This is a genomic window from Frigidibacter albus (genome assembly GCF_009908165.1).
In the GTDB taxonomy this organism is placed as follows: Bacteria; Pseudomonadota; Alphaproteobacteria; order Rhodobacterales; family Rhodobacteraceae; genus Frigidibacter; species Frigidibacter albus.
Genome location: NZ_JAAAUC010000010.1, coordinates 145,749 through 168,396 on the forward strand (window position 1 = coordinate 145,749; position 22,648 = coordinate 168,396).

Consider the following 22,648-nt stretch of genomic DNA (forward strand, 5'->3'; position numbering starts at 1 on the left):
ATCGTCCCGCGCGAAAGGGCCGCAAAGGCCTGACGGGACAGGGGAACGGGGACATGTCAGGACTTCACCGTGTGGCGCTTGCCGGAATGTCGGCATTGGTGATCGCGCTGGCCGGCTGCGCCACCAAGCAAGAAGAGGTCACGCGGTCCGCAACGCCGACCTACGCCGCCGCCTCGCCGGAACTGGTCGCGCTGGTCGACCGCTATGCCCGCGAATATGAGGTGCCGCCGGCGCTGGTTCACCGGGTGGTGCAGCGCGAGAGCAGCTACAATCCCGGAGCGCGGAACGGGCCCTATTACGGGCTGATGCAGATCCTGCCGCAGACCGCCTCGACCATGGGCTTTCGCGGCGAACCGACGGATCTGCTGAACCCCGAGACCAACCTGAAATACGCAGTGAAATATCTGCGCGGGGCGTGGATGGTGTCGGATGGCAGCCATGACGCGGCTGTCGGCTGGTATTCGCGCGGGTATTACTACGAGGCGAAGCGGCGCGGGATGCTGGAGGCGACCGGGCTGCGCGGCTGAGGGTTTTTTCCGCGGCGCGGCACCCTACATGGAAGGGGAAAGGATCCCCTCCATGACCCAGACCCAGATTCCCTATTCGATGCTTGACCTTGCGCCCGTGCCCGAGGGCGCGACGGTGGCCGAGGCGCTGGCCAATGTGCGCGACCTTGCGATCCATGCCGAGGCGCTTGGCTACAAGCGCTTCTGGCTGGCTGAGCACCACAACATGACCGGCATCGCCAGTGCGGCGACGGCGGTGCTGATCGGCCATGTGGCTGGCGCGACACGGGAAATCCGCGTCGGCTCGGGCGGGATCATGCTGCCGAACCACGCGCCGCTACAGGTGGCCGAGGCGTTCGGCACGCTGGCGGAGCTTTATCCCGGACGGATCGATCTGGGGCTGGGGCGGGCGCCGGGGACCGATGGCGCGACGATGCAGGCGCTACGCCGGGGCATGTCGCAAGAGGACCAGTTTCCCGCCGATGTCGTTGAATTGATTGGCTATATGGCGGGACCGAAGCCGCGGGCGCAAATCGTCGCGGTGCCAGGGATGGGCACAAGGGTGCCGGTCTGGATCCTGGGTTCCTCGCTCTATGGCGCGCAGCTGGCGGCCTATATGGGGCTGCCCTATGCCTTTGCCAGCCATTTCGCGCCCGCCGCGCTGGAGCAGGCGGCAGATGTCTACCGCCGCACGTTCCGGCCTTCGGAGCATCTGTCCAAACCGCATTTCATGATGGCAATCAATGTCTTCGCCGGGGAAGATGATGCGGAGGGCACCTATCTGCGCTCTTCCATGGTGCAGGCCTTTGCCAATCTGCGCACCGGAAAGCCGGGGCCCCTGCCGCGGCCGGTGGAGGATGTGGGGGCGGTGCTGCCCCGGCACATCGTGGCGGCGGTGCAGGAGGCGCTGTCGGTCACCGCTGTGGGCGGGCCGGAGACGGTGCGGGCGCAACTGGCGTCGCTGATCGCGCGGCATCGGCCGGATGAGGTGATCCTGACCAGCCAGATCCATGACCATGGCAAGCGGAAGCGGTCGTTCGAGATCGCGGCAGGGGCGATGGCCGAAATGGGGAAACTGGCCGCCTGAGGGGCATACAGAACCGATGCAGAAACCATGCATATGTCATGCGCATGATTTCTGCAGCCGCCTTGGCCCCATCTACCCCTTGGCGGCGGCAGCACGGCCTGCATGCAGCCCCGTCGCAAGGCAGGCCGTGAGCAGGTAGCCGCCCGTCGGGGCCTCCCAATCCAGCATCTCGCCGCAGGCGAACACGCCGGGGAGGGCTTGCAGCTCCAGCCCGTCCGTCAGTGCCGCGCGGGGGATGCCGCCGGCAGTGGAGATCGCCTCGGCGATCGGGCGGGGGCCGGTATGGCGGACCGGCAGCGCCTTGATGACCCGCGCAAGCCGGGCCGGATCGGACGGCAGCGGGCGGGCCCATTCCTGCAGCAACGCGATCTTGACCGGATCGAGCCGCACCGACTTGCGCAGCCAGTTCGCCACCGTGTCCTTGCCCCGCGGGCGGGCGAGGCGGCCCGCCACCTCGGCGAGGCTGCGGGTGGGCGCAAGGTCGAGCGTCAGGGCCGCGCCGTCGCGCATGGCGGCGGAGACGGCATAGACGCCGCCGCCCTCGATGCCGCGGGCAGAGATGACAAACTCGCCGCGCTCGCGCTGGTCGCCGGCCAGCAGCGCGACGTCCTTGACCGGGGTGCCGAAGAGCGGCGGCATCTTGTCGGACCAGTCCACGCGAAACCCCATGTTGGCAGGGCGGAACGGGGCGACGGGAACCCCCTGCCCTTCGAGCCACGGCACCCATGCGGCATCGGAGCCGAGGCGCGGCCAGCTGGCGCCGCCGAGGGCCAGGACGGTGACGGCGGGGCGTTCGAGGCGGGGGCCACCCGGCGTGTCGAAGCCCAGCGCACCATCCTGCCAGCCGGTCCAGCGCCAGCGGGTGTGCAGCACCGCGCCGCTGGCTTCCAGCCGCCGCAGCCAGGCGCGCAGCAGCGGCGAGGCCTTCATCGCCTGCGGGAAGACCCGGCCCGAGGAGCCGGTGAACACGTCCTGACCAAGACCGCGGCACCAGTCCTGCACCTCGGCCGGGCCGAAACCGGCGAGGATGGGGGCGAGCCAGGCGGCGCTGTAGTGGCTGGCGAACCCTTCGGCGGGGTCGTCATGGGTGATGTTCAGCCCGGACTTCCCGGCCATCAGCAGCTTGCGCGCGGGGGAGGGTTTCGCCTCGGCAATGACAACCCGGCGCCCGGCCGCGGCCAGCGCCTCGGCTGCCATCAGGCCGGCAGGACCGGCCCCGATCACCAGCGCATCGGTCATTGCTTTCCCCTTGCCAAGCGGCGGCTATATCCTCCCTGTGGCATCGAAGGCCGCCACGAGCAAGAGGGCCGGGCAAGCGGGGTTGGGGGCGATATGGCGCGCAAGACATGGGTCGAGGATGAGGACGAGGCGGAGCTGGCAGGGCCAGACCCCGTGTGCGCGCTGTGCCTGCGGCCGATTCCGGCGGACGTGCCGCAAAGCATGCATCACCTGATCCCCAAGCTGAAGGGCGGGCGGAACGGGCCGACGGTGCTGCTGCATGACATCTGCCACAAGGAGATCCATGCCACGTTGAAAGAGAGCGAGCTGGCGCGGAATTTCTCGACGCCAGAGGCGCTGCGCGAACATCCGCGGTTGCAGAAATTCGCGGAATGGGTGGCGAAGCGGCCGCCGGAGTTCCTGTCGAAAGTGCCGGGGCCGCCGGGGCGGCGCCGGAAGGACTAGGGCACCAGCGCCTTGATCCCCGCGACATGCTCGGGGCTGGCGCCGCGGGCATCGGCTGAAAGCGCCGCCACCGTCTCCATCAGCTCCGCCCCGGGCACCATCCGGTCGATCAGGCCCCAGGCCAGCGCCTCGGCGGTGTCGATCCTCGCGCCGGCCATCAGGATCAACTTGGCGCGGGAGGGGCCGACCAGCGCGGCAAGGCGCCGCGGGTCGGACGGCTGAGGCAGGAAGCCGAGCTTCATCACCGGGTAGAAGAACTTGGCCCCCTCGGCTGCGATGCGGATGTCGCAGGCCAGCGCCATGCCCATCGCGCCGCCGGCAAGGGTGCCGTTCAGCGCGGCGATGGTCAGGCAGGGCAGGCTGGCGATTCGGCCCGACAGACGTTCCCAGACCGGGCTGGTGGCGAGGCCGGCGCGGGCCTCATCAAGATCGGCCCCGGCAGAGAAGACCTTGCCGGCGCCGGTCAGCACCAGAACGCGGGCGCCCTGGGCTGCGGCATCGGCGGCGATCCGCTCCAGCTCTTCCAGCATCGCGGCGGTCAGCGAATTGGCCTTGTCCGGCCTGTTGATCGTTGCGGTCCACACGCCGCCATCACAATCGAGTGCAATCATCGCTCTCTCCGCCCCAAAGCCGTTCATTCGTTATGCAGTAGCAGAAAAACTCCTGCCCGGGAAATGCTTGACCTTGCAGCCCGAGGGCTGGATGCTGCCGCCCGAGCGTTTTCAAACCGCAAGGCATCATTATGGAACAGTGGAAATCATTGGGCTGCAGCACGCTGCTGGCAGGCCTGCTGTGCAGCACCGCGGCGCAGGCCGATGTGACGGCGGCCGAAGTCTGGCAGAGCTGGCAGGACTATTACAGCGACATGGGTTATACGGTGACGGCCGGGTCCGAGGAAGCCTCGGGCGGGACGTTGACCCTGCGCGACGTGACCGGGACCAGCACCACGCCGGAAGCCAGCGGCAGCGTGACCATTGGCGAAGTGGTGATGGTCGAGCAGGGCGGCGCGGTCGAGATCACCATGTCGCCCGAAGTGCCGTTCGACATGACCACGGTGGCCGAGGACGAGACGGTCGAGATGTCGATGCTGTTCACCCAGCCCGACATGGTGATGACCGTTTCGGGCACGCCGGACGAGATGACCTACGACTTCACCGCGCCCTCGCTGGGCATGTCGATCACCGAGATGGTGGTGAACGGCACGCCGGTCGAGATGACGATGGAGATGGCGGCAAGCGACGTCACCGGCACCTCGGTGATGGGGACCTCGGGGGATACCACGGTCACCCAGCAGCTTTCGGCGCCGGAGATGACCTTCACCGTTTCGGCGGCGGACCCCGAGACGGGCGGCACCTTCACGATGGATGGCAGCCTGACCGAGCTGACCGGCACCGGCACGATGGTGATGCCCGAGGGCATCGACATGGCCGACATGGCGGCGGCGCTGACCGCCGGGATGCGGGTCGATGGCAGCTTCAGCTATGGCGCTGGCAGCTACACGATGGATGTGGTGGATGCGACCGACACGATGAACATCGAGGCCGCGGGCGAAGGTGGCAGCTTCGATGTGGCGATGAACGCCGAGGCCCTGCGCTATGGCGCGTCGGGGACCGGGGCGACGATGGCGCTGACCGGCTCGCAGATCCCGTTCCCGGTGGATATCTCCTTGGCGGAATCGGCCTTCAGCCTGCTGATGCCGGTGTCGCAATCCGAGGAGCCCGCGCCCTTCGCGTTCGAGACGCGGCTGGTGGACCTTGCGGTGAATGACGAGGTCTGGGCGATGCTGGACCCGATGGCGCAGCTGCCGCGCGATCCGGCGACGCTGATCCTCGATATCAGCGGCGCGGCCCGGATGCTGGTCGACATCTTCGACCCGGCGCAGACCGCGGACCCCGAGGCGGTGCCGGGCGAGCTGCACGCGCTGGACCTCGAGGAGCTGAAACTGACCTTCGGCGGCGCGGACCTGACCGGCGACGGCGCCTTCACCTTCGACAATACCGACATGGTCAGCTATGATGGCTTCCCCAAGCCGCTGGGGTCCGTCAGCCTGAAGCTGCTGGGCGGCAATGGCCTGCTGGACAAGCTGATCGCCATGGGCATCGTGCCCGAAGAGCAGGCGATGGGCGTGCGGATGATGGCGGGCCTCTTCGCCAATGCCGGACCGGGGCCGGACGAGCTCAACTCCACCATCGAGGTCCGCGAGGATGGCGGGCTGTATGCGAACGGTCAGCGGCTGAAGTAAGTTGCTGTGAGGGATGATGGGGAGGGGCGTCCGGGAGGGCGCCCCTTGGTGTTTGGGGGGATGCAATCATCCAACAGGTCCGATCTTAATGGCGAGCACAAGTACAACTCTAGAACATGCTACCTCTTCGGAAGACGTGCCAGGGAGCACCGACCCCTTAGTTTCTTAACACAGGTCTAATGCGTCGCCCGGCGAGGAATACAGGACGTTGACGCCTCCCTCGACCTATGAGACTTACGGCATAGCCATCGCAAAATTCATAGTACACAAGCCTTGGTTCGCGCGTGACGTGTTTGGGAGTAGATAGCATGGAGTTCGAAGTCTACTGTGACGAGGCGTTCCCAGACCTTTTTACATCGAACACCCCCAAGGCCCGCCACTTAATGATCGGCAGCCTTTGGTTACCTGCTACGCTGCGAGACGAATTGAAGTCTAAGATCAAAGAGTTGCGAGCGAAGCACGACGCATGGGGTGAGATCAAGTGGAGCAAAGTCTCGCCGTCGAAGCTGGGTTTCTTCCTTGACTTGGTCGATCTATTCTTTGCACACGGCGAAAACCTTCGATTTCGTTGCATCATGGTCGAACGCGAGCATGTTGATTTCGGACGCCATAACGGCGACCAGGAACTCGGCTTCTACAAATTTTACTATCAAGTATTGCATCAGTGGATCCAAGACTTCAACGAGTACCGCATCTTCTGTGATTTGAAATCAAACCGGGATCCGGAACGCTTCCAGACGCTGCGTAGGGTCCTGAGCAATGCCAATCTTTCAGCCAAAGTACATTGCGTACAGGCTTTGCCCTCCCGTGAGGTCGTTCTAATTCAGCTTTGTGACCTCCTACTCGGCGCGATCAGTGCGAGGGTTAACAGCACCTTACGCGAAGGGTCAGCCAAGGAACGGCTGGTTCTTGAAGTCGAAGAGCGCCTCGGGAGGGGCATCGCTCCCACCTATCGGAACACCAAGAAGGTGAACATCTTCAAGATCAACTTACAGGGGGGATGGTAATGCCCCTTCCGGCACTGAGAGTGCTCGCAAACGAAATAGCGTATCGCCAGCATTTCATCGACCAATACGTGCAGGCTAAAGTCGTTACGCGAGACGGCATTCGTGTTCATTTTGCCGAGCACAATTTCGACCACGCCTTTTTCGAATCCACCATGCGCGATGGGTCAAAAGACACGTTTTCAACGATCCGGGCACAAAGGATTGATTGGATCAGCGCAACTCTTCTGGAGCCAAGTGCGGATTGGTACCAAGGGTATGTGAAGCAAAGGAAAGCCTATGACCCTGCGCGCTCCGTGACCGTTGCCTACGGGGACTTCGTCGTCGTCTTGGGATTCGGAGTCCGAAAGGACAAATCCATGAAGGCGAATTTCATCACATGCTACGAGGCGGATAACAGCATCGGCAAAATTCGCACATCGCCCGCGTGGACGCTGGCGGGATGTAGAATTGCGCTAGGGGTGTAGGGTGGTCGCTGATTTGCTACGCTGGTTCAGCGACCGAAACCTCGATTGGTTCGAAGCCGTTGGGCAGCGAACTCACGTCACCTTAGATGGTCATGATTGATGATCAGTCAACATCTTTCAGGGGTTTGCAAATAAAAGTGAACACTTTTGTGGCGGGGGATGGGCTCGTAGAGGGTGCCCCCCTACCCCACAAACCCCCACCCGTTCGCCCCGACAACCCCCGCCGTCTCCATCCCCTGCGCCGGGCCGACCGTCACGCCTCCAACCCCCTTCGGCAGTTTCACCGCCTTCGCGGACAGGTTGAACACACAGGTCACCGCCCCCTCCCCCTCGCCCCTCACAAACCCCAGCAGCGGGGCGGGCAGGTCCATGAAGCGGGTCGCGCCGTGCAGCAAAGCCGGGGTGGCTTTGCGGAAGGCGATGAGGGCGCGGTAGGTTTCCAGCACCGATCCCTCCACCCCGTCCTGGGTATCGACGGCGCGGGCGCGTTGCGGGGGTTTGACCGGCAGCCAGGGCTCGGCGGTGGAGAAGCCGGCGGCGTGCTCGTCCCGCTCCCACACCATCGGGGTGCGGCAGCCGTCGCGGCCCTTGTTGTCGGGCCAGAAGCGCATGCCGACGGGGTCGGTCAGCTCTTCCCACAGGATGTCGGTCTCGGTCTGGCCCAGCTCCTCGCCCTGATAGAGGCAGATGGCGCCTTCGAAGGACAGCAGCAGCGCGGCGGCCTGGCGGGCGAGGGCGTCGTTGCCTGCGTCGTGCCTGGCCCAGCGGGTGGCGTGGCGGTTCACGTCATGGTTGGAAAAGCTCCAGCAGGGCCAGCCATCGGGGGCGCCCTTGAAGAAACCCTCGATCACGGCGCGGAAATGGGCGGGGGTGAAGTCGGGCCCCAGCAGCTCGAACGAATAGGCCATGTGCAGGCGGTCGGTGCCTTCGGTGTATTCGCCCATGATCTCGACCGCGCGGAGGGAATCGCCGACCTCGCCCACCAGCATCCGGGCGGAATACTCATCGGTCAGGGCGCGCATCCTTTGCAGGAAGGCGATGTTTTCGGGCCGGGTCTTGGAATAGAGGTGGTTCTGCATGTCATAGGGATTGACCGGCGGCAGGGCGCCCTTGGCGGCAGGGAGGGCCGGGTTGTCGCGCAAGCGGTCGTCATGGAAGTAGTAGTTGACGGTATCGAGGCGGAAGCCGTCCACCCCCCGGTCCAGCCAGAAGCGCATGGTGTCCAGCAGCGCGGTCTGCACGGCGGGGGAATGCAGGTTCAGGTCAGGCTGGCTGGTCAGGAAGTTGTGCAGGTAGTATTGCCGCCGCCCGGCATCCCAGGCCCAGGCCGGGCCGCCGAAGACCGAAGGCCAGTTGTTGGGCGGGCTGCCATCGGGCTTGGGGTCGGCCCAGACATACCAGTCCGCCTTGGGGCCCTTGCGCGCCTTGCGGCTTTCCACGAACCAGGGGTGGCGGTCCGAGGAGTGCGAGATCACCTGGTCGATGATGACCTTGAGGCCAAGGTCATGGGCGCGGGCGATGAGGGCGTCGAAATCCTCCAGCGTGCCGAACAGCGGCTCGATCCCGGTATAGTCGGACACGTCATAGCCCATATCCTCCATCGGCGAGGGGAAGATCGGCGAGAGCCAGATCGCATCGGCGCCAAGGCGGGCGACATGATCGAGCCTGCGGGTGATGCCGGGAAGGTCGCCGATACCGTCGCCATTCTCATCCTGAAAGGACCGGGGATAGATCTGGTAGATCACCGCGCCGCGCCACCATTCGTTCATCGGAGCCTCCATTCCTGCGTTGCCCCATGGGTAACGCGCGGGGCCGTCGCCGCAACCGCCCGGGCGCGAAAAAGGCGCCAAAACTTTGCGGCCCGTGGCCACGATGCCGTGTTTTCGCGCGTTCGGGCCGCAGGGCTGGCGGTTTCGCGCGCGAATGCTGGCGGCAGCGCCACGGATCACGGGAATTCGCAGGCGGGGTTCTGGCGCCGGGCGCGGCGCTGTGGGACGTGTGGGCCAGGACAACAGGACAGGCGCGCCCCATGACCGATTTGCTGACCACCGTTCCGACCCTGTCCGGGGTCAGCGTCACGATGCTGCGGGACACCATCCTCGGGCATCTGCGCACCAGCCTTGGCAAGGATCCGGGCCATGCCTCGGTCTATGACTGGCGGATGGCGGTCAGCCACACGCTGCGCGACCTGATCATGGAGCCGTGGTTCGCCGCCACCCGCCGCACCTATGGCGAGGACAGGAAGCGCGTCTATTACCTGTCGATGGAATTCCTGATCGGCCGGATGCTGGAAGATGCCGCGATCAACCTTGGCCTGCACGGGATGATCGAGGAGGCGCTGGCCGGCGTCGGGCCGGAGTTCCGCACGCTGATCGAGGATGAGCCGGATGCGGCGCTGGGCAATGGCGGGCTGGGGCGGCTGGCGGCCTGCTTCCTCGATTCGATGTCGACGCTGGGCTGCCCCGGCTATGGCTATGGCATCCGCTACGAGCATGGGATCTTCCGCCAGCGCTTCGAGGGCGGGCGGCAGGTGGAAACCCCCGAAGACTGGCTGATCCGCCGCGATCCCTGGGTGTTCGAGCGGCCCGAGGCGGTGGCGACGGTGGGCTTCCGCGGCCATGTGGAAACGCGGGGCGCCCGCGCGGTCTGGCATCCGGGCGAGACGGTGATTGCCGAGGCGCATGACATGCCGGTGGTGGGCTGGCAGGGCCGCTGGGCCAATACTCTGCGGCTCTGGGCGGCGCGGCCGACGACGCTGTTCGACCTGGCGCGCTTCAATGCCGGCGACCATACTGCGGCGTCGGAGCCGGAGGCGCTGGCCCGCACGCTGAGCCGGGTGCTCTATCCCAACGATGGCACGCAGGCCGGCAAGGAGCTGCGGCTGAAGCAGGAATATTTCCTGACCGCCGCCTCTATCGCCGATATCCTGCGCCGCTTCCGCGGCCAGCACAGCGACCTGCGCAAGCTGCCGGCGCATGTGGCGATCCAGATGAACGACACCCACCCCGCCATTGCCGGGCCCGAGCTGATCCGGGTGATGGTGGATGAAGAGCAGATCCCGTTCGACGAGGCCTGCGAGGTTGCGGTGCAGGTGCTTGGCTACACCAACCATACCCTGCTGCCCGAGGCGCTGGAGCGATGGTCCACCTGGACGATGGGCTCGGTGCTGCCGCGGCATATGCAGATCATCGAGCGCATCGACGACTGGCACCGCCGGATGAACCCCAAGCGGCCCGCCAGCGTGTCGATCCTGGCGCATGACGAGGTGCAGATGGGCACGCTGGCCTTTGTCACCGCGCACCGGGTGAACGGGGTGTCGGCGCTGCATACCGACCTGATGCGCAAGACGGTGTTCCACGATCTGAACGCACTGCACCCGGACCGGATCGTGAACCAGACCAACGGCATCACCCCGCGGCGCTGGCTGGCGCTGGCCAACCCGCCGCTGGCGAAGCTGGTGACCGATGTGGTGGGCGATGGCTGGCAGGCCGATCTGGACAAGCTGAAGGGGCTGGAGCCGCATGTGACCGATGCCGGCTTCCTGGGCCAGTTCGCGGCGGCCAAACGCGAGAACAAGGCGCGGCTGGCAGACTGGATCGCAGCGACCGGCGGCGCCAAGGTCAACCCCGATGCGCTGTTCGATGTGCAGGTGAAGCGCATCCACGAATACAAGCGGCAGCTGCTGAACATCCTCGAAGCCATCGCGCTGTGGCACCAGATCCGCGAGGATCCCTCCAGCGCCATCGTGCCGCGGGTGAAGATCTTCGGCGGCAAGTCGGCCCCGGGCTATGCCACCGCCAAGCTGATCATCCGGCTGATCAACGATGTGGCGACCAAGGTGAATGCCGATCCCGTCACGCGCGATTGGCTGCAGATCGTCTATCCGGCCAACTACAACGTCAGCATGGCGGAACGGCTGGTGCCGGCGGCGGACCTGTCGGAACAGATCTCGACCGCGGGGACCGAGGCTTCGGGCACCGGCAACATGAAGTTCAGCCTGAATGGGGCGCTGACCATCGGCACGCTGGATGGCGCCAATGTGGAAATCCGCGAGCATGTGGGGGCCGAGAACTTCTTCCTGTTCGGGCTGACGGCAGGCGAGGTGGTCGCCCGGCGCGCGCGGCTGGGGCATGAAAAGGCCGCCATCGGCGAAAGCCAGCGGCTGCGCGATGTGCTGATGATGCTGGCCGAGGGCGTGTTCAGCCCCGGCGAAGAGGGCCGCTATCATGCGCTGACCGACATGCTGTGGCACCATGACCATTACCTGGTGACCGCCGATTTCGAGGCCTATTATCAGGCGCAGCGCGCGGTGGACCGGGCCTATACCGACCCGGCCGACTGGCACCGCATGGCTGCGCTGAATACCGCCCGGATGGGTTTCTTCTCTTCCGATCGGACGATTAAGGGCTACATGTCAGATATCTGGTCCGTTCCGCCCGCGATCTGACGGGCGGCGCGGACCCCGGTTTTGCGGAAGGGTGCTGCGCATGGAACTGATCGGGCGGGCAGAGGCCGAGGCGATTGCCGCGGGCCGGCATGGTGAGCCGTTCAAGGCGCTGGGGATCCATCCCTGGGGCAAGGGACAGGTGCTGCGTGCCTTCGTGCCGGGCGCCGAACGGGTCACCGCGCTGACGCCCGCGGGCGAAGTGGCACTGCCGCCGGTTCCGGGCGTGCCGGGCCTGTTCGCCGGGCAGCTGGCCGGGCGCGTGGCTTACCGTCTGCGCGCCGAGGGGCATGGTGCGGCCTGGGAGATGGACGACCCCTACCGCTTTGGCCCGGTTCTGGGCGAGATGGACGAACATCTCATGGCCGAGGGCCGCCACATGCGGCTGTGGCAGCGGCTTGGCGCGCATGAGATGGTGCATGAGGGCGTGGAGGGCACGCATTTCGCCGTCTGGGCGCCGAATGCGCAGCGGGTGTCGGTGGTCGGCGACTTCAACTTCTGGGACGCCCGCCGCGCGGTGATGCGCAAGCGCGGCGCGACGGGGGTGTGGGAGATTTTCCTGCCCGGGATAGGCGAGGGCACAGTCTACAAATATGACCTGCTGGGGCCGGATGGCGCGCCGGTGCCGCAAAAGGCAGACCCGGTCGGCTTTGGGTCGGAGCATCCGCCCGCCACCGGATCGGTCGTGCGCCGCCTGCGCCCGCCCTCCGATCCGCCGCTGCCGCTGAGCCGCGCCGCAGCCAACAGCATCGACGCGCCGATTTCCATCTACGAGGTGCATCTGGGATCCTGGCGCCGCAAGGTCGAGGAGGACAACCGCCGCCTGTCCTATACCGAGCTGGCGGTGGAGCTGGTGGACTATGCCAGGGACATGGGCTTTACCCATATCGAGCTGCTGCCGATCAGCGAGTTTCCCTTCGATGGCTCCTGGGGCTATCAGCCCGTCGGCATGTTCGCCCCCACCATCCGCCACGGCACGCCGGCCGAGTTCCGGGCGCTGGTGGATGCGGCGCATGATGCCGGGCTGGGGCTGATCCTCGACTGGGTGCCCGGGCACTTCCCGTCCGACGCGCATGGTCTTGGCCAGTTCGACGGCACCCCGATCTATGAACATGCCGACCCGAAGGAGGGCTTCCACCGCGACTGGAACACCCTGATCTATAATTACGGCCGGCGCGAGGTGAAGAACTACCTGATCGCCAATGCCGTCTACTGGCTGGCCGAATATGGCGCCGACGGGCTGCGCGTCGATGCCGTCGCCTCGATGCTCTACCGGGACTATTCGCGGCCGCAGGGCGAGTGGGTGCCCAACGTGCATGGCGGGCGCGAGAACCTCGAGGCCATCGAGTTCCTGCGCGAGATGAACATTGCCACCTATGGCCGCGTGCCCGGCGTGATGACCGTGGCCGAGGAAAGCACCAGCTTTCCGGGCGTGTCGCGGCCGGTGCATGAAGGCGGGCTTGGCTTCGGCTTCAAGTGGAACATGGGCTGGATGAACGACACGCTGGATTACATGCAGCGCGATCCGCTGTTCCGCAAATGGCACCACAACCAGATGACATTCGGCATGTCCTATGCGTGGTCGGAAAACTTCATCCTGCCGATCAGCCATGACGAGGTGGTGCATGGCAAGGGCTCGATGCTGGGCAAGATGCCGGGCACGGCGTGGGAGAAGTTCGCCAACCTGCGCGCCTATTACGCCTATATGTGGGCGCATCCGGGCAAGAAGCTGCTGTTCATGGGCCAGGAGTTTGCGCAGGGGCGCGAGTGGAACCATGACATCAGCCTCGATTGGCACCTGCTGGACGATCCGGCCCATGCCGGGGTGCAGCGGCTGGTGCGCGATCTGAACCGCGTCTACCGCGAGCTGCCGGCGCTGCATGTGAACGATGCCCGGCCGCAAGGGTTCGGGTGGCTGGATGCCGACAATGCGGAACAGTCGATCTTTGCGTTCAGTCGCCACGGCGCGGCGGGCGATGAGCCGGTGGTGGTGGTCGCCAATTTCACGCCGATGGAACGAACCGGCTTCCGGGTGGGTTTTCCCCAGGACGGCATCTGGTCAGAGGTGCTGAACACCGATGCCGGCGTCTATGGCGGCGGAGATCGGGGCAATCTGGGCGGGATCACGACCGAGGGGGTGGCGTGGCACGGTCAGGGGCAATCCGCGCTCTTGACGCTGCCGCCGCTGTCGGTCGTCATGTTTCGCAGGGGATGAGACGCATACTTGGAGGAGGACCGGATGAGGCACCTACAGACTGACAGGCTCAGCCGCCGCGCGATGGCCTTCGTGCTGGCAGGCGGGCGTGGCAGCCGGCTGAAAGAGCTGACAGACCTGCGCGCCAAGCCCGCGGTCTATTTCGGCGGCAAGACCCGGATCATCGACTTTGCGCTGTCGAACGCCTTCAACTCCGGTATCCGCAAGATGGCGGTGGCGACGCAATACAAGGCGCACAGCCTGATCCGCCACCTGCAGCGCGGCTGGACCTTCTTCCGCGCCGAGCGGAACGAGTATCTGGACATCCTGCCCGCCAGCCAGCGCGTCAGCGAGAACAAGTGGTACATGGGCACCGCCGATGCGGTGACGCAAAACATCGACATCGTGGACAGCTATGGCGTGGATTTCATCGTCGTGCTGGCGGGCGATCATGTCTACAAGATGGATTACGAGGTGATGCTGCGCGAGCATGTCGAAAGCGGCGCGGATGTGACCATCGGCTGTCTGACCGTGCCGCGGATGGATGCGACCGCCTTTGGCGTGATGCATATCGACGACCAGAAGCGCGTATTGGAATTTCTGGAAAAGCCGAAAGATCCGCCCGGGATGCCCGGCGACCCGGATCATGCGCTCGCCTCGATGGGGATCTATGTCTTCAGCTGGCCGTTCCTGCGCGACCTGCTGATCCGCGATGCCGAAGATCCGAACTCCAGCCACGACTTCGGCACCGACCTGATCCCCGACATCGTGAAGAACGGCCGCGCGATGGCGCATTTCTTCAATGACAGCGCCGTCTGCACCGGGGCCAGCCCCAAGCCCTATTGGCGCGATGTCGGCACCATCGACGCCTTCCATCAGGCCAATATCGACCTGACCGATTTCATCCCCGAGCTGGACATCTACGACACCAGCTGGCCGATCTGGACCTATGGCGAGATCGTGCCGCCGGCGAAATTCATCCATGACGAGGATGGCCGTCGCGGATCTGCCATATCCTCCATGGTATCGGGGGCCTGCATCATCTCGGGCACCGAGGTGCGGGAATCGCTGCTGTTCACCGGGGTGAAAACCCACAGCTATTCGGCGCTGGACCGGGTGGTGGCGCTGCCCTACGCGCAGGTGAACCGCCATGCGCGATTGACGAATGTGGTGCTGGACCGGGGCGTCGATGTGCCCGCCGGGCTGGTCGTGGGCGAAGACCCAGTGGAGGATGCCAAGTGGTTCCGCGTCAGCGAGGGCGGGGTGGTGCTGATCACCCAGCCGATGCTGGATGCCCGCGGGGCAGCCTTGGGAACTTGACCGGCACCGGACGGGTTTCGGCGACAAGGCAGGGCCGCGCGCCCGCCGGGCAACTCTGGGCGAAAGGGCGGAACAGATGACTATTTCGGCGGTGCGGCGGGTTCTGTCAGTCGCTTCTGAATGTGTGCCGCTGATCAAGACCGGCGGGCTGGCCGACGTGGCCGGCGCGCTGCCGGCGGCGCTGGCCCCGCATGGCTGGCAGATGCGGGTGCTGATGCCCGCCTATGCCGGGATCACCGCCCGGGGTACCCGCACACCCGTCTGGCAGAACGACAACGTCTTCGGCGGCCCTGCCCGCGTCGTGGCCCTGCGCCATGCCGGGCTGGACATGCTGCTGCTGGAGGCGCCGCACCTTTATGACCGGCGCGGCGGGCCGTATCTGGGCCCCGACGGTTATGACCACCCCGACAACCCCGAACGCTTCGCCGCCCTGTGCTGGGTCGCAGCCGAGATTGCACGCGATGGCCTGTCGGATGGCTGGCGGCCGGAACTTGTCCATGCCCATGACTGGCAGGGCGCGCTGGTGCCCGCCTACCTCACCTATGGCGACATCCCGGTGCCCTCGGTCCTGACCATCCACAACATCGCCTTTCAGGGCGTGACGGCCCGCGACCGCATCGGCGCGCTGCGCCTGCCCGAGGGCGCGTTCAACGATGGCACGCTGGAGTATTACGGCCAGATCTCGGCGCTGAAGGCCGGGATATTGCTGGCCGACCGGGTCACGACCGTGTCCCCCACCTATGCACGCGAGTTGCTGCGGGCCGAGTTCGGGATGGGTCTGCAAGGCGTCATCTCGGCCCGCGGCGCGGCGATGCAGGGCATCCTCAATGGCATTGATGAGACGGTGTGGAACCCCGAGACCGACCCCGGCATCCTGCCCTTCTCGGCCAAGACGCTTAAGGCCAAGGCCGCGAACCGCGAGCGGCTGAAGGGCGATTTCGGGCTGACCGACGTGCCGGGGCCGCTGGCCGTGGTGGTCAGCCGGATGAGCTGGCAAAAGGGCCTCGACCTGCTGCCCGAGGTGCTGGACGGGTTCGTGGCCCGCGGCGGCGGGCTGGCGCTGCTGGGGGCCGGCGATGCCGATATCGCTGCGGCACTGTCGGGGGTCGCGGCGCGCTATCCCGGCCGGGTGGCGCTGCGCACGGGGTATGACGAGGCCTTGCCGCACCGGATGTTCGCGGGCGGCGATGCGGTGCTGGTGCCCTCACGCTTCGAACCCTGCGGGCTGACGCAGATGTACGGGCTGCGCTATGGCGCGGTGCCGGTGGTGGCCGCGGTAGGCGGGCTCGCCGATACGGTGATCCATGCCAACAAGGCCGCGCTCGATGCCGGTTGCGCGACGGGCATCGTGTTCACGCAGGTGGATGCGCTGGGGCTTTCTCAGGCACTCGATCAACTTTGTAACCTATACGCCCAACCCGGGCTCTTTCGCGCCATGCAGCGGGCGGGTATGAAGCAGGACATGGGATGGCGGCGTTCCGCGGCCGCCTATGCCCGGCTTTATGAGGACATTGCCCGTTGAACATGCAATCCCAGGCCCGCCCTGCCGAGGCTCGGACGATCCCCGCCAAGCTGCCCCATCACGGGCTGTCGGCCGGGCGGCCCGACCCGATGGGCGCGACCTGGGATGGCGAGGGCGTGAACTTCGCCGTGTTCTCGGCCGATGCGACGCTGGTGGAGCTGTGCCTGTTTTCCGACGATGGCAGGAAAGAGCTGGCGCGGATCCCGCTGCGCGAGCGTGACGGCGATGTCTGGCACGTCTATGTCGCGGGGCTGACGCCGGGCACGCAATACGGCTTCCGCGCCCATGGCCGCTATGCCCCCGATGAGGGATTTCGCTTCAACCCCAATAAATTGCTGATCGATCCCTATGCGCGCCGCCTGTCGGGCAAGTTCCGCAATTCCGACGCGCTGCTGGGATATGCCGCGCGCTCGACCCGGGCCGACCTGTCCTTCGACACCCGCGACAGCGCCTTTGCCGTGCCAAAGAGCATCGTCACCGATCCCAGCTTCGCCTGGGGCGATGACCGCGCGCCGCGGCATCGCCGGTCTGTCTCGGTGCATTACGAGGCGCATGTGAAGGGCATGACCGCGCAGCATCCGGGGGTGGACCGCAAGCGCCGCGGCAGCTTCCTTGGCCTGTGCTCGGCGCCCATCCTCGACCATCTGAACACGCTCGGCGTGACCACCGTGCAGCTGATGCCGGTTATGGCGCATCTGGATGAGCGATTCCTGCAGGAAAAGGGCCTCTTGAACTACTGGGGCTACCAGTCGGTCGGCTTCTTCGCCCCCGATCCGCGTTTCTTGCGGCAGGGCGAGCTGTGGGAGTTTCAGACCATGGTCCGCCGCTTCCATTCGGCGGGCATCGAGGTGATCCTCGACGTGGTCTACAACCACACCGGCGAGGGCAATCAGCTGGGGCCGACCGTGTGCTTCCGCGGGCTCGACAACCGCGCCTATTACCGGCTGGCGGACAACCCGCGCTTCTATGATGACGTCACCGGCACCGGCAACACGCTGAACCTTGAACACCCCGCCGTGCTGCGGCTGGTGATGGACAGCCTGCGCTACTGGGTCGAGGCGATGCATGTCGACGGTTTCCGCTTCGATCTGGCCGCGACGCTGGGGCGCGGGCCCTCGGGCTTCGATGCCTCGCGCGGCTTCATCTCGGCGATCCGGCAGGACCCGGTGCTGAACCGTGTGAAGCTGATCGCAGAGCCCTGGGATATCGGCCCCGGCGGCTATCAGCTGGGCGCTTTCCCGCATCCGTTCATGGAGCTGAACGACCGCTACCGCGACGGCGTGCGCCGGTTCTGGAAAGGCGAGGCGCTGGCGACGGCCGATCTTGCCAGCCGCCTGCTGGGCTCGGCCGAGCTGTTCGACCATGACGGGCGCGGCGCGACCTCCTCGGTCAACTTCATCACCTCGCATGACGGGTTCACGCTGCACGATCTGGTCTCCTACAACGCCAAGCACAACTGGGCCAATGGCGAGGAAAACCGCGACGGGCATGAGCCGAACCATTCCGACAACATGGGGGTGGAGGGGCCGACCGAGGATACCAAGGTCCGCACCGCGCGCGAGCGGCGCAAGCGCAACCTGCTGGCGACGCTGTTCCTCAGCCAGGGCACACCGATGCTGCTGGCGGGGGATGAGGCCGGCAACAGCCAGGGCGGCAACAACAACGCCTATGCGCAGGACAATGCCATCGGCTGGGTCAACTGGGACCGCCCCGACAAGGCGCTGACCGCCTTCGTCGCGCGGCTGGCCCGGCTGCGGCGCGAGCATCCGGTGCTGCGCCAGCGGCTGTTCCTGCACGCCCTGCCGCGCGGCACCGATGGCATCCCCGATCTCTACTGGCGCAAGCCCTGCGGCGAGACGCCCTCGCCCGAGGATTGGCACGATCCGGCCTGGCGCACGCTCTGTGTCGAAATCCGCGCCTCGAGCTTCACGCCCGCCTATTCAATGACCGATGACGTGCTGTTTGCCGTGTTCAACGCCGATGGCCCCGCCGAGGTGCATCTGCCCGATTGCCTGCCGGACCGGCGCTGGACACAAGTGCTCGACACCGCCCATCCGGCGCAGGCCGATACCCCCGTGGCGGCGCAGTCGGTGCATGTCGCGCCGCAATCGGTTGCCGTCTTCGCCCAGGCCCCCGTCTAGGCCGCCCGCCCCTTTCCTGACCGGAGCATCCCCATGCAGACCGCCACCCACGCCACCCCCGGCTTTGCCGACCAGAAGCCCGGCACCTCGGGCCTGCGCAAGAAGACCCGGGTGTTCCTGACGCCCAAGTACCTCGAAACCTTCGTGCAGGCGATCTTCGACGCCACCGGCGGCGCCGCGGGGCGCACCTATGTCGTCGGCGGCGACGGGCGCTATTTCAACGACCGCGCCGTGCATGTGATCGTGCGGATGGCGGCGGCGAATGGCGCGGCGCGGGTGATCGTCGGGCAGGGCGGGATCCTGTCGACCCCCGCCGCCTCGCACCTGATCCGCCTGCGCGGCACCGATGGCGGCATCATCCTGTCGGCCAGCCACAACCCCGGCGGCATCGATGAGGATTTCGGCATCAAGTTCAACATGCCCAATGGCGGCCCCGCGCCCGAGGCGGTGACCGAGGCGATCTTTGCACGCGCCAAGGCAGCGGGCGACTACAAGGTGGTGGAAACCGGCGATGTCGATCTGAACGCCCTTGGGGAAACCATGCTGGGGCAGATGGTGGTCGAGGTGGTGGACCCGGTCGCGGATTATGCCACGCTGATGGAAAGCCTGTTCGACTTCGCCGCCATCCGCGCGATGTTCGCCGGCGGCTTCCGGATGCGGTTCGACGCGATGCACGCGGTGACGGGCCCCTATGCGACCGAGATCCTCGAACGCCGCCTCGGCGCCGCGCCCGGCACCGTCATCAACGAGGTGCCGCTGCCGGATTTTGGAGGCGGCCATCCCGACCCGAACCCGACCTGGGCACGCGCGCTGATGGAGGAGATGATGGGCGCGGGCGCGCCCGACTTCGGCGCCGCTTCCGATGGCGACGGTGACCGCAACATGATCGTCGGCGCGGGCTGCTATGTCTCGCCCTCCGACAGTCTGGCGGTGCTGGCGGAGCACGCGACCGTCGCGCCCGGCTATGCCGGCGGGCTGAAGGGCATCGCCCGCTCGATGCCGACCTCGGGCGCGGCGGACCGGGTGGCAGAGGCGCTTGGCATCCCGGCCTTTGAAACGCCCACCGGCTGGAAGTTCTTCGGCAACCTCCTGGATGCCGGCCGCGCCACGATCTGCGGCGAGGAGAGCTTCGGCACCGGATCGGACCATGTGCGCGAAAAGGACGGGCTCTGGGCCGTGCTGCTGTGGCTGAACATCCTCGCTTCTACCGGCAAGTCCGTCTCGCAGTTGCTCGCCGACCACTGGGCCCGCTTCGGGCGCACCTATTACAGCCGCCATGACTACGAGGCGGTGGACAAGGCCCTCGCCGACACCCTGGTCGCCGACCTGCGCGCCGCGCTGCCGGGCCTGCCGGGACAGACCTTCGCCGGCAGGGCCGTCGCCAGCGCCGATGACTTCGCCTATACCGACCCGGTCGATGGCTCCACCTCGGCGCAGCAGGGCATCCGCATCGGGTTCGAAGATGGCTCGCGGCTGGTGCTGCGCCTGTCGGGCACGGGGACGGAAGGCGCGACGCTGCGGCTCTACCTCGAACGCTACGAGCCCGACCCGGCCAAGCAGGCGGAGGAGGTGCAGGACGCCCTCGCCCCGGTCATCGAGGCCGCCGAAGCGATCATCGGCATCACCGCCCGCACCGGACGCCCCACGCCCGACGTCATCACCTGACTTTCCCTTCTTGCTGGCGGAAATATCCCGGGGGGCGCGGGGGGCCGGCCCCCCGCTTCTCCACCCCCCGCTCTTGCAACGCCGGCCCGAAGGCGTAAGTGCTGGACAAAAGAGGGAGCCCACCATGTCCGACCGTCTCGAAAGCCTGACTGCCGCCCTGCTAGATGCCGCCGGCAAGGCCGGTGCCGAGGCCGCCGATGCGATGGCGGTGGATGGCACCGCGCTGTCCATCGACGTGCGCGAGGGCAAGCTGGAGCAGGCGGAACGGTCCGAGGGCATCGAGATCGGCCTGCGCGTGCTGATCGGCGGGCGGCAGGCCTGTGTCTCGGCCTCCGACATCTCGCCCCGCACCATGGCGGAAATGGCCGAGCGCGCCGTGGCGATGGCGCGTGAGGCCCCGAATGACCCCAATGCCGGGCTGGCGGACCCCGCGCAGCTGGCCCAGGGCTGGGACATCGCGGCGCTGGAGCTGGCAGACCCCTCGGCCGAACCCTCCGCCGCCGATCTGGAGCAGGACGCGCTGCGCGCCGAGGCTGCCGCGCTGGCCGTGCCGGGCGTCAGCAAGGCGCAGGGCGCCTCCGCCGCCTATTCGCGCCGCGCCATCCATATCGCGGCCAGCAACGGCTTTTCGGGCGGCTATGCCCGCAGCTCGCGCCATATCTCGGCGGTCGCCATCTCCGGCGAGGGGCTGGGGATGGAGCGGGACTGGGCCGCCGAGAGCCGGATCTGGCAGGTGGACCTGCCCGGCGCCGAGGAGATCGGCACCCTTGCCGGGCAGCGCGCTGCAGAGCGCAGCGGCGCGCGCAAGCCGCCGACCGGGGCATTTCCGGTGCTTTATGACGAGCGCATCTCGAACTCGCTGATCGGGCATCTGCTGGCGGCGGTCAATGGCAGCTCGGTCGCCCGGGGCAGCTCATGGCTGCGCGATGCGCTTGGCACGCAGGTGCTGCCTGCGGGGCTGACGCTGCGCGAAGACCCGCACCGGGTGCGGATCGGCGGCAGCCGGCCGTTCGATGCCGAAGGCCTGCCCACGCAGGCGCGCGACATCGTGGCCAGCGGCCTTCTTACCGGCTGGACACTGGACCTCGCCACCGCCCGCAAGCTGGGGATGGAGAGCACCGGCAATGCCAGCCGCGGCACCTCCTCCCCGCCCTCGCCCGGCCATTCCAATATCGCGCTGACGCCCGGCACCGCCAGCCGCGAGGACCTGATCCGCGACATGGGCACCGGGCTGATCGTGACGCAGCTGATCGGCTCGTCGATCAACCCGACCACCGGGGACTACTCGCGCGGGGCCTCGGGCTTCTGGGTCGAGAACGGGCAGATCGCCTATCCGGTCAACGAATGCACCATCGCCGGCAACCTGCGTGACATGCTGCTGCGCATCACCCCCGCCAATGACGGGCGCGCGCATCTGAGCCATGTGATCCCATCCATGCTGGTGGAGGGGCTGACCCTTGCCGGCGAATGACCTTGCCCTGCTGACAAGCGCCGCAGAGGCCGGCGGCGCCATCGCCCTGCGCCACTGGCGGCAGGCGCCCGAGGCCTGGGAGAAGGCCGGCGGCGCGGGCCCGGTGACGGTGGCCGATATCGCGGTGGACCGTATGCTGCGCGCCGAGCTGCTGGCGGCGCGGCCGGATTTTGGCTGGCTGTCCGAGGAGACCGAGGACAACCCTGCCGCGCGTCTGGCGGCAGACACAGTGTTCATCGTCGACCCCATCGACGGCACCCGCGCCTTCATCGCCGGCGAGGACGGCTTTGCCATCGCGCTGGCCGTGGCGCACCGGGGCGAAATCACCGCCGCTGTCATCCACCTGCCCGCGCGGGGCGAGACTTATGCCGCCACCGCGGACAGCCCCGCCACGCTGAACGGCGCGCCGATCAGCGCCTCAGAAGCCGCGCATCCCGAGGGCGCCCGGCTGCTTGCCCCGCATCAGGCGCTCGACCCGCAGCACTGGCGCACGGGGGTGGCTCCAGGCTTCCGCCGGTCGTTCCGCACTGCGCTGGCCTGGCGGCTGTGCCTTGTGGCGGCAGGGCGCTACGATACCGCGCTGTCGTTCCGGCCGATCTGGGAGTGGGACCTGGCGGCGGGCGACCTGATCGCGCGGCAGGCGGGGGCGGTGGTGACCGACCGCGCCGGGCTGCGCGTGCGCTACAACAGCCCCGCCGGTCAGGCGCAGGGGCTGGTCGCGGCTGCCCCGGCGCTGCATGGGCCGGTGATGGAACGGCTGGCGGGCTGGCCGGAGTAGCCGGCTACCTTCTCTTCGCCCGGAATCAAGGCGCTTCAGCGCCGCCGGGCGGACAGGCACTGCCCTCTGACCGCGCAAACTCCCCCATGCCCCCACCCCTCACTCCCGCTTGAGACGCCCGTCC

The 22,648-nt window shown here is 67.0% G+C and carries 17 protein-coding genes; 14 read left to right on the forward strand and 3 right to left on the reverse strand.

All coding sequences use genetic code 11. The features are described from left to right. The first annotated feature begins 53 nt into the window (after positions 1 to 53). Both GVY41_RS15730 and GVY41_RS15735 read left to right on the forward strand, forming a co-directional pair. On the forward strand, positions 54 to 527 hold the full coding sequence (locus GVY41_RS15730) for a lytic transglycosylase domain-containing protein (protein ID WP_161347817.1): 474 nt from the start codon (positions 54 to 56) through the stop codon (positions 525 to 527). A 52-nt stretch (positions 528 to 579) separates the two neighbouring features. Then, a complete protein-coding gene (locus GVY41_RS15735; RefSeq protein WP_161347816.1) occupies positions 580 to 1,593 on the forward strand; it encodes an LLM class flavin-dependent oxidoreductase in 1,014 nt (337 codons plus the stop codon). Between the two features lie 72 nt (positions 1,594 to 1,665). Here GVY41_RS15735 and GVY41_RS15740 read toward each other — a convergent pair whose 3' ends face one another. Next, complete coding sequence (locus GVY41_RS15740) at positions 1,666 to 2,832, reverse strand: TIGR03862 family flavoprotein (protein WP_161347815.1); 1,167 nt, start codon at positions 2,830 to 2,832, stop codon at positions 1,666 to 1,668. A gap of 93 nt (positions 2,833 to 2,925) precedes the next feature. Here GVY41_RS15740 and GVY41_RS15745 point away from each other — a divergent pair, with 93 nt between their 5' ends. Next, entirely contained in the window at positions 2,926 to 3,276 is a 351-nt protein-coding gene (locus GVY41_RS15745) for an HNH endonuclease (protein ID WP_161347814.1), read from the forward strand. Here the strand turns inward: GVY41_RS15745 and GVY41_RS15750 are convergent. After that, a complete protein-coding gene (locus tag GVY41_RS15750; protein WP_161347813.1) occupies positions 3,273 to 3,887 on the reverse strand; it encodes an enoyl-CoA hydratase/isomerase family protein in 615 nt (204 codons plus the stop codon). The genes GVY41_RS15745 and GVY41_RS15750 overlap by 4 nt on opposite strands. A 131-nt stretch (positions 3,888 to 4,018) precedes the next feature. On the opposite strand from GVY41_RS15750, the gene GVY41_RS15755 reads away from it, so the two are divergent. The 3 genes from GVY41_RS15755 to GVY41_RS15765 all read left to right on the forward strand — a co-directional run bounded on the left by GVY41_RS15755 (position 4,019) and on the right by GVY41_RS15765 (position 6,989). Further along, a complete protein-coding gene (locus tag GVY41_RS15755) occupies positions 4,019 to 5,518 on the forward strand; it encodes a DUF2125 domain-containing protein (RefSeq protein ID WP_161347812.1) in 1,500 nt (499 codons plus the stop codon). 308 nt (positions 5,519 to 5,826) lie between these two features. Then, a complete protein-coding gene (locus GVY41_RS15760; RefSeq protein WP_161347811.1) occupies positions 5,827 to 6,525 on the forward strand; it encodes a DUF3800 domain-containing protein in 699 nt (232 codons plus the stop codon). Beyond that, a complete protein-coding gene (locus tag GVY41_RS15765) occupies positions 6,525 to 6,989 on the forward strand; it encodes a hypothetical protein (RefSeq protein ID WP_161347810.1) in 465 nt (154 codons plus the stop codon). Before GVY41_RS15760 ends, GVY41_RS15765 begins: the two co-directional genes overlap by 1 nt. 182 nt (positions 6,990 to 7,171) lie before the next feature. Here GVY41_RS15765 and GVY41_RS15770 read toward each other — a convergent pair whose 3' ends face one another. Then, the gene (locus GVY41_RS15770; RefSeq protein ID WP_161347809.1) at positions 7,172 to 8,758 is read right to left on the reverse strand and encodes an alpha-glucosidase; all 1,587 of its coding nucleotides are present in this window, start codon (positions 8,756 to 8,758) and stop codon (positions 7,172 to 7,174) included. Positions 8,759 to 9,018: 260 nt separating this feature from the next. On the opposite strand from GVY41_RS15770, the gene GVY41_RS15775 reads away from it, so the two are divergent. From GVY41_RS15775 to GVY41_RS15810, 8 genes are all read left to right on the forward strand, one after another. After that, the gene (locus tag GVY41_RS15775) at positions 9,019 to 11,436 is read left to right on the forward strand and encodes a glycogen/starch/alpha-glucan phosphorylase (protein WP_161347808.1); all 2,418 of its coding nucleotides are present in this window, start codon (positions 9,019 to 9,021) and stop codon (positions 11,434 to 11,436) included. A 40-nt stretch (positions 11,437 to 11,476) separates the two neighbouring features. Next, a complete protein-coding gene (gene glgB, locus GVY41_RS15780; protein WP_161347807.1) occupies positions 11,477 to 13,648 on the forward strand; it encodes a 1,4-alpha-glucan branching protein GlgB in 2,172 nt (723 codons plus the stop codon). Between the two features lie 24 nt (positions 13,649 to 13,672). Continuing rightward, entirely contained in the window at positions 13,673 to 14,947 is a 1,275-nt protein-coding gene (glgC, locus tag GVY41_RS15785; RefSeq protein ID WP_161347806.1) for a glucose-1-phosphate adenylyltransferase, read from the forward strand. A 76-nt stretch (positions 14,948 to 15,023) separates the two neighbouring features. Next, positions 15,024 to 16,469, forward strand: coding sequence for a glycogen synthase GlgA (gene glgA / locus GVY41_RS15790; RefSeq protein ID WP_161347805.1), 1,446 nt, complete (start codon positions 15,024 to 15,026; stop codon positions 16,467 to 16,469). A 2-nt stretch (positions 16,470 to 16,471) separates the two neighbouring features. After that, positions 16,472 to 18,610: a glycogen debranching protein GlgX gene (gene glgX, locus GVY41_RS15795; protein ID WP_268234522.1), complete on the forward strand. Its 2,139-nt coding sequence runs from the start codon at positions 16,472 to 16,474 to the stop codon at positions 18,608 to 18,610. Positions 18,611 to 18,643: 33 nt separating this feature from the next. Next, complete coding sequence (locus tag GVY41_RS15800; RefSeq protein WP_161347804.1) at positions 18,644 to 20,275, forward strand: alpha-D-glucose phosphate-specific phosphoglucomutase; 1,632 nt, start codon at positions 18,644 to 18,646, stop codon at positions 20,273 to 20,275. Positions 20,276 to 20,399: 124 nt separating this feature from the next. Next, positions 20,400 to 21,746, forward strand: coding sequence for a TldD/PmbA family protein (locus GVY41_RS15805; RefSeq protein WP_161347803.1), 1,347 nt, complete (start codon positions 20,400 to 20,402; stop codon positions 21,744 to 21,746). After that, a complete protein-coding gene (locus GVY41_RS15810; protein WP_161347802.1) occupies positions 21,733 to 22,524 on the forward strand; it encodes a 3'(2'),5'-bisphosphate nucleotidase CysQ in 792 nt (263 codons plus the stop codon). Before GVY41_RS15805 ends, GVY41_RS15810 begins: the two co-directional genes overlap by 14 nt. Positions 22,525 to 22,648: the final 124 nt, after the last annotated feature.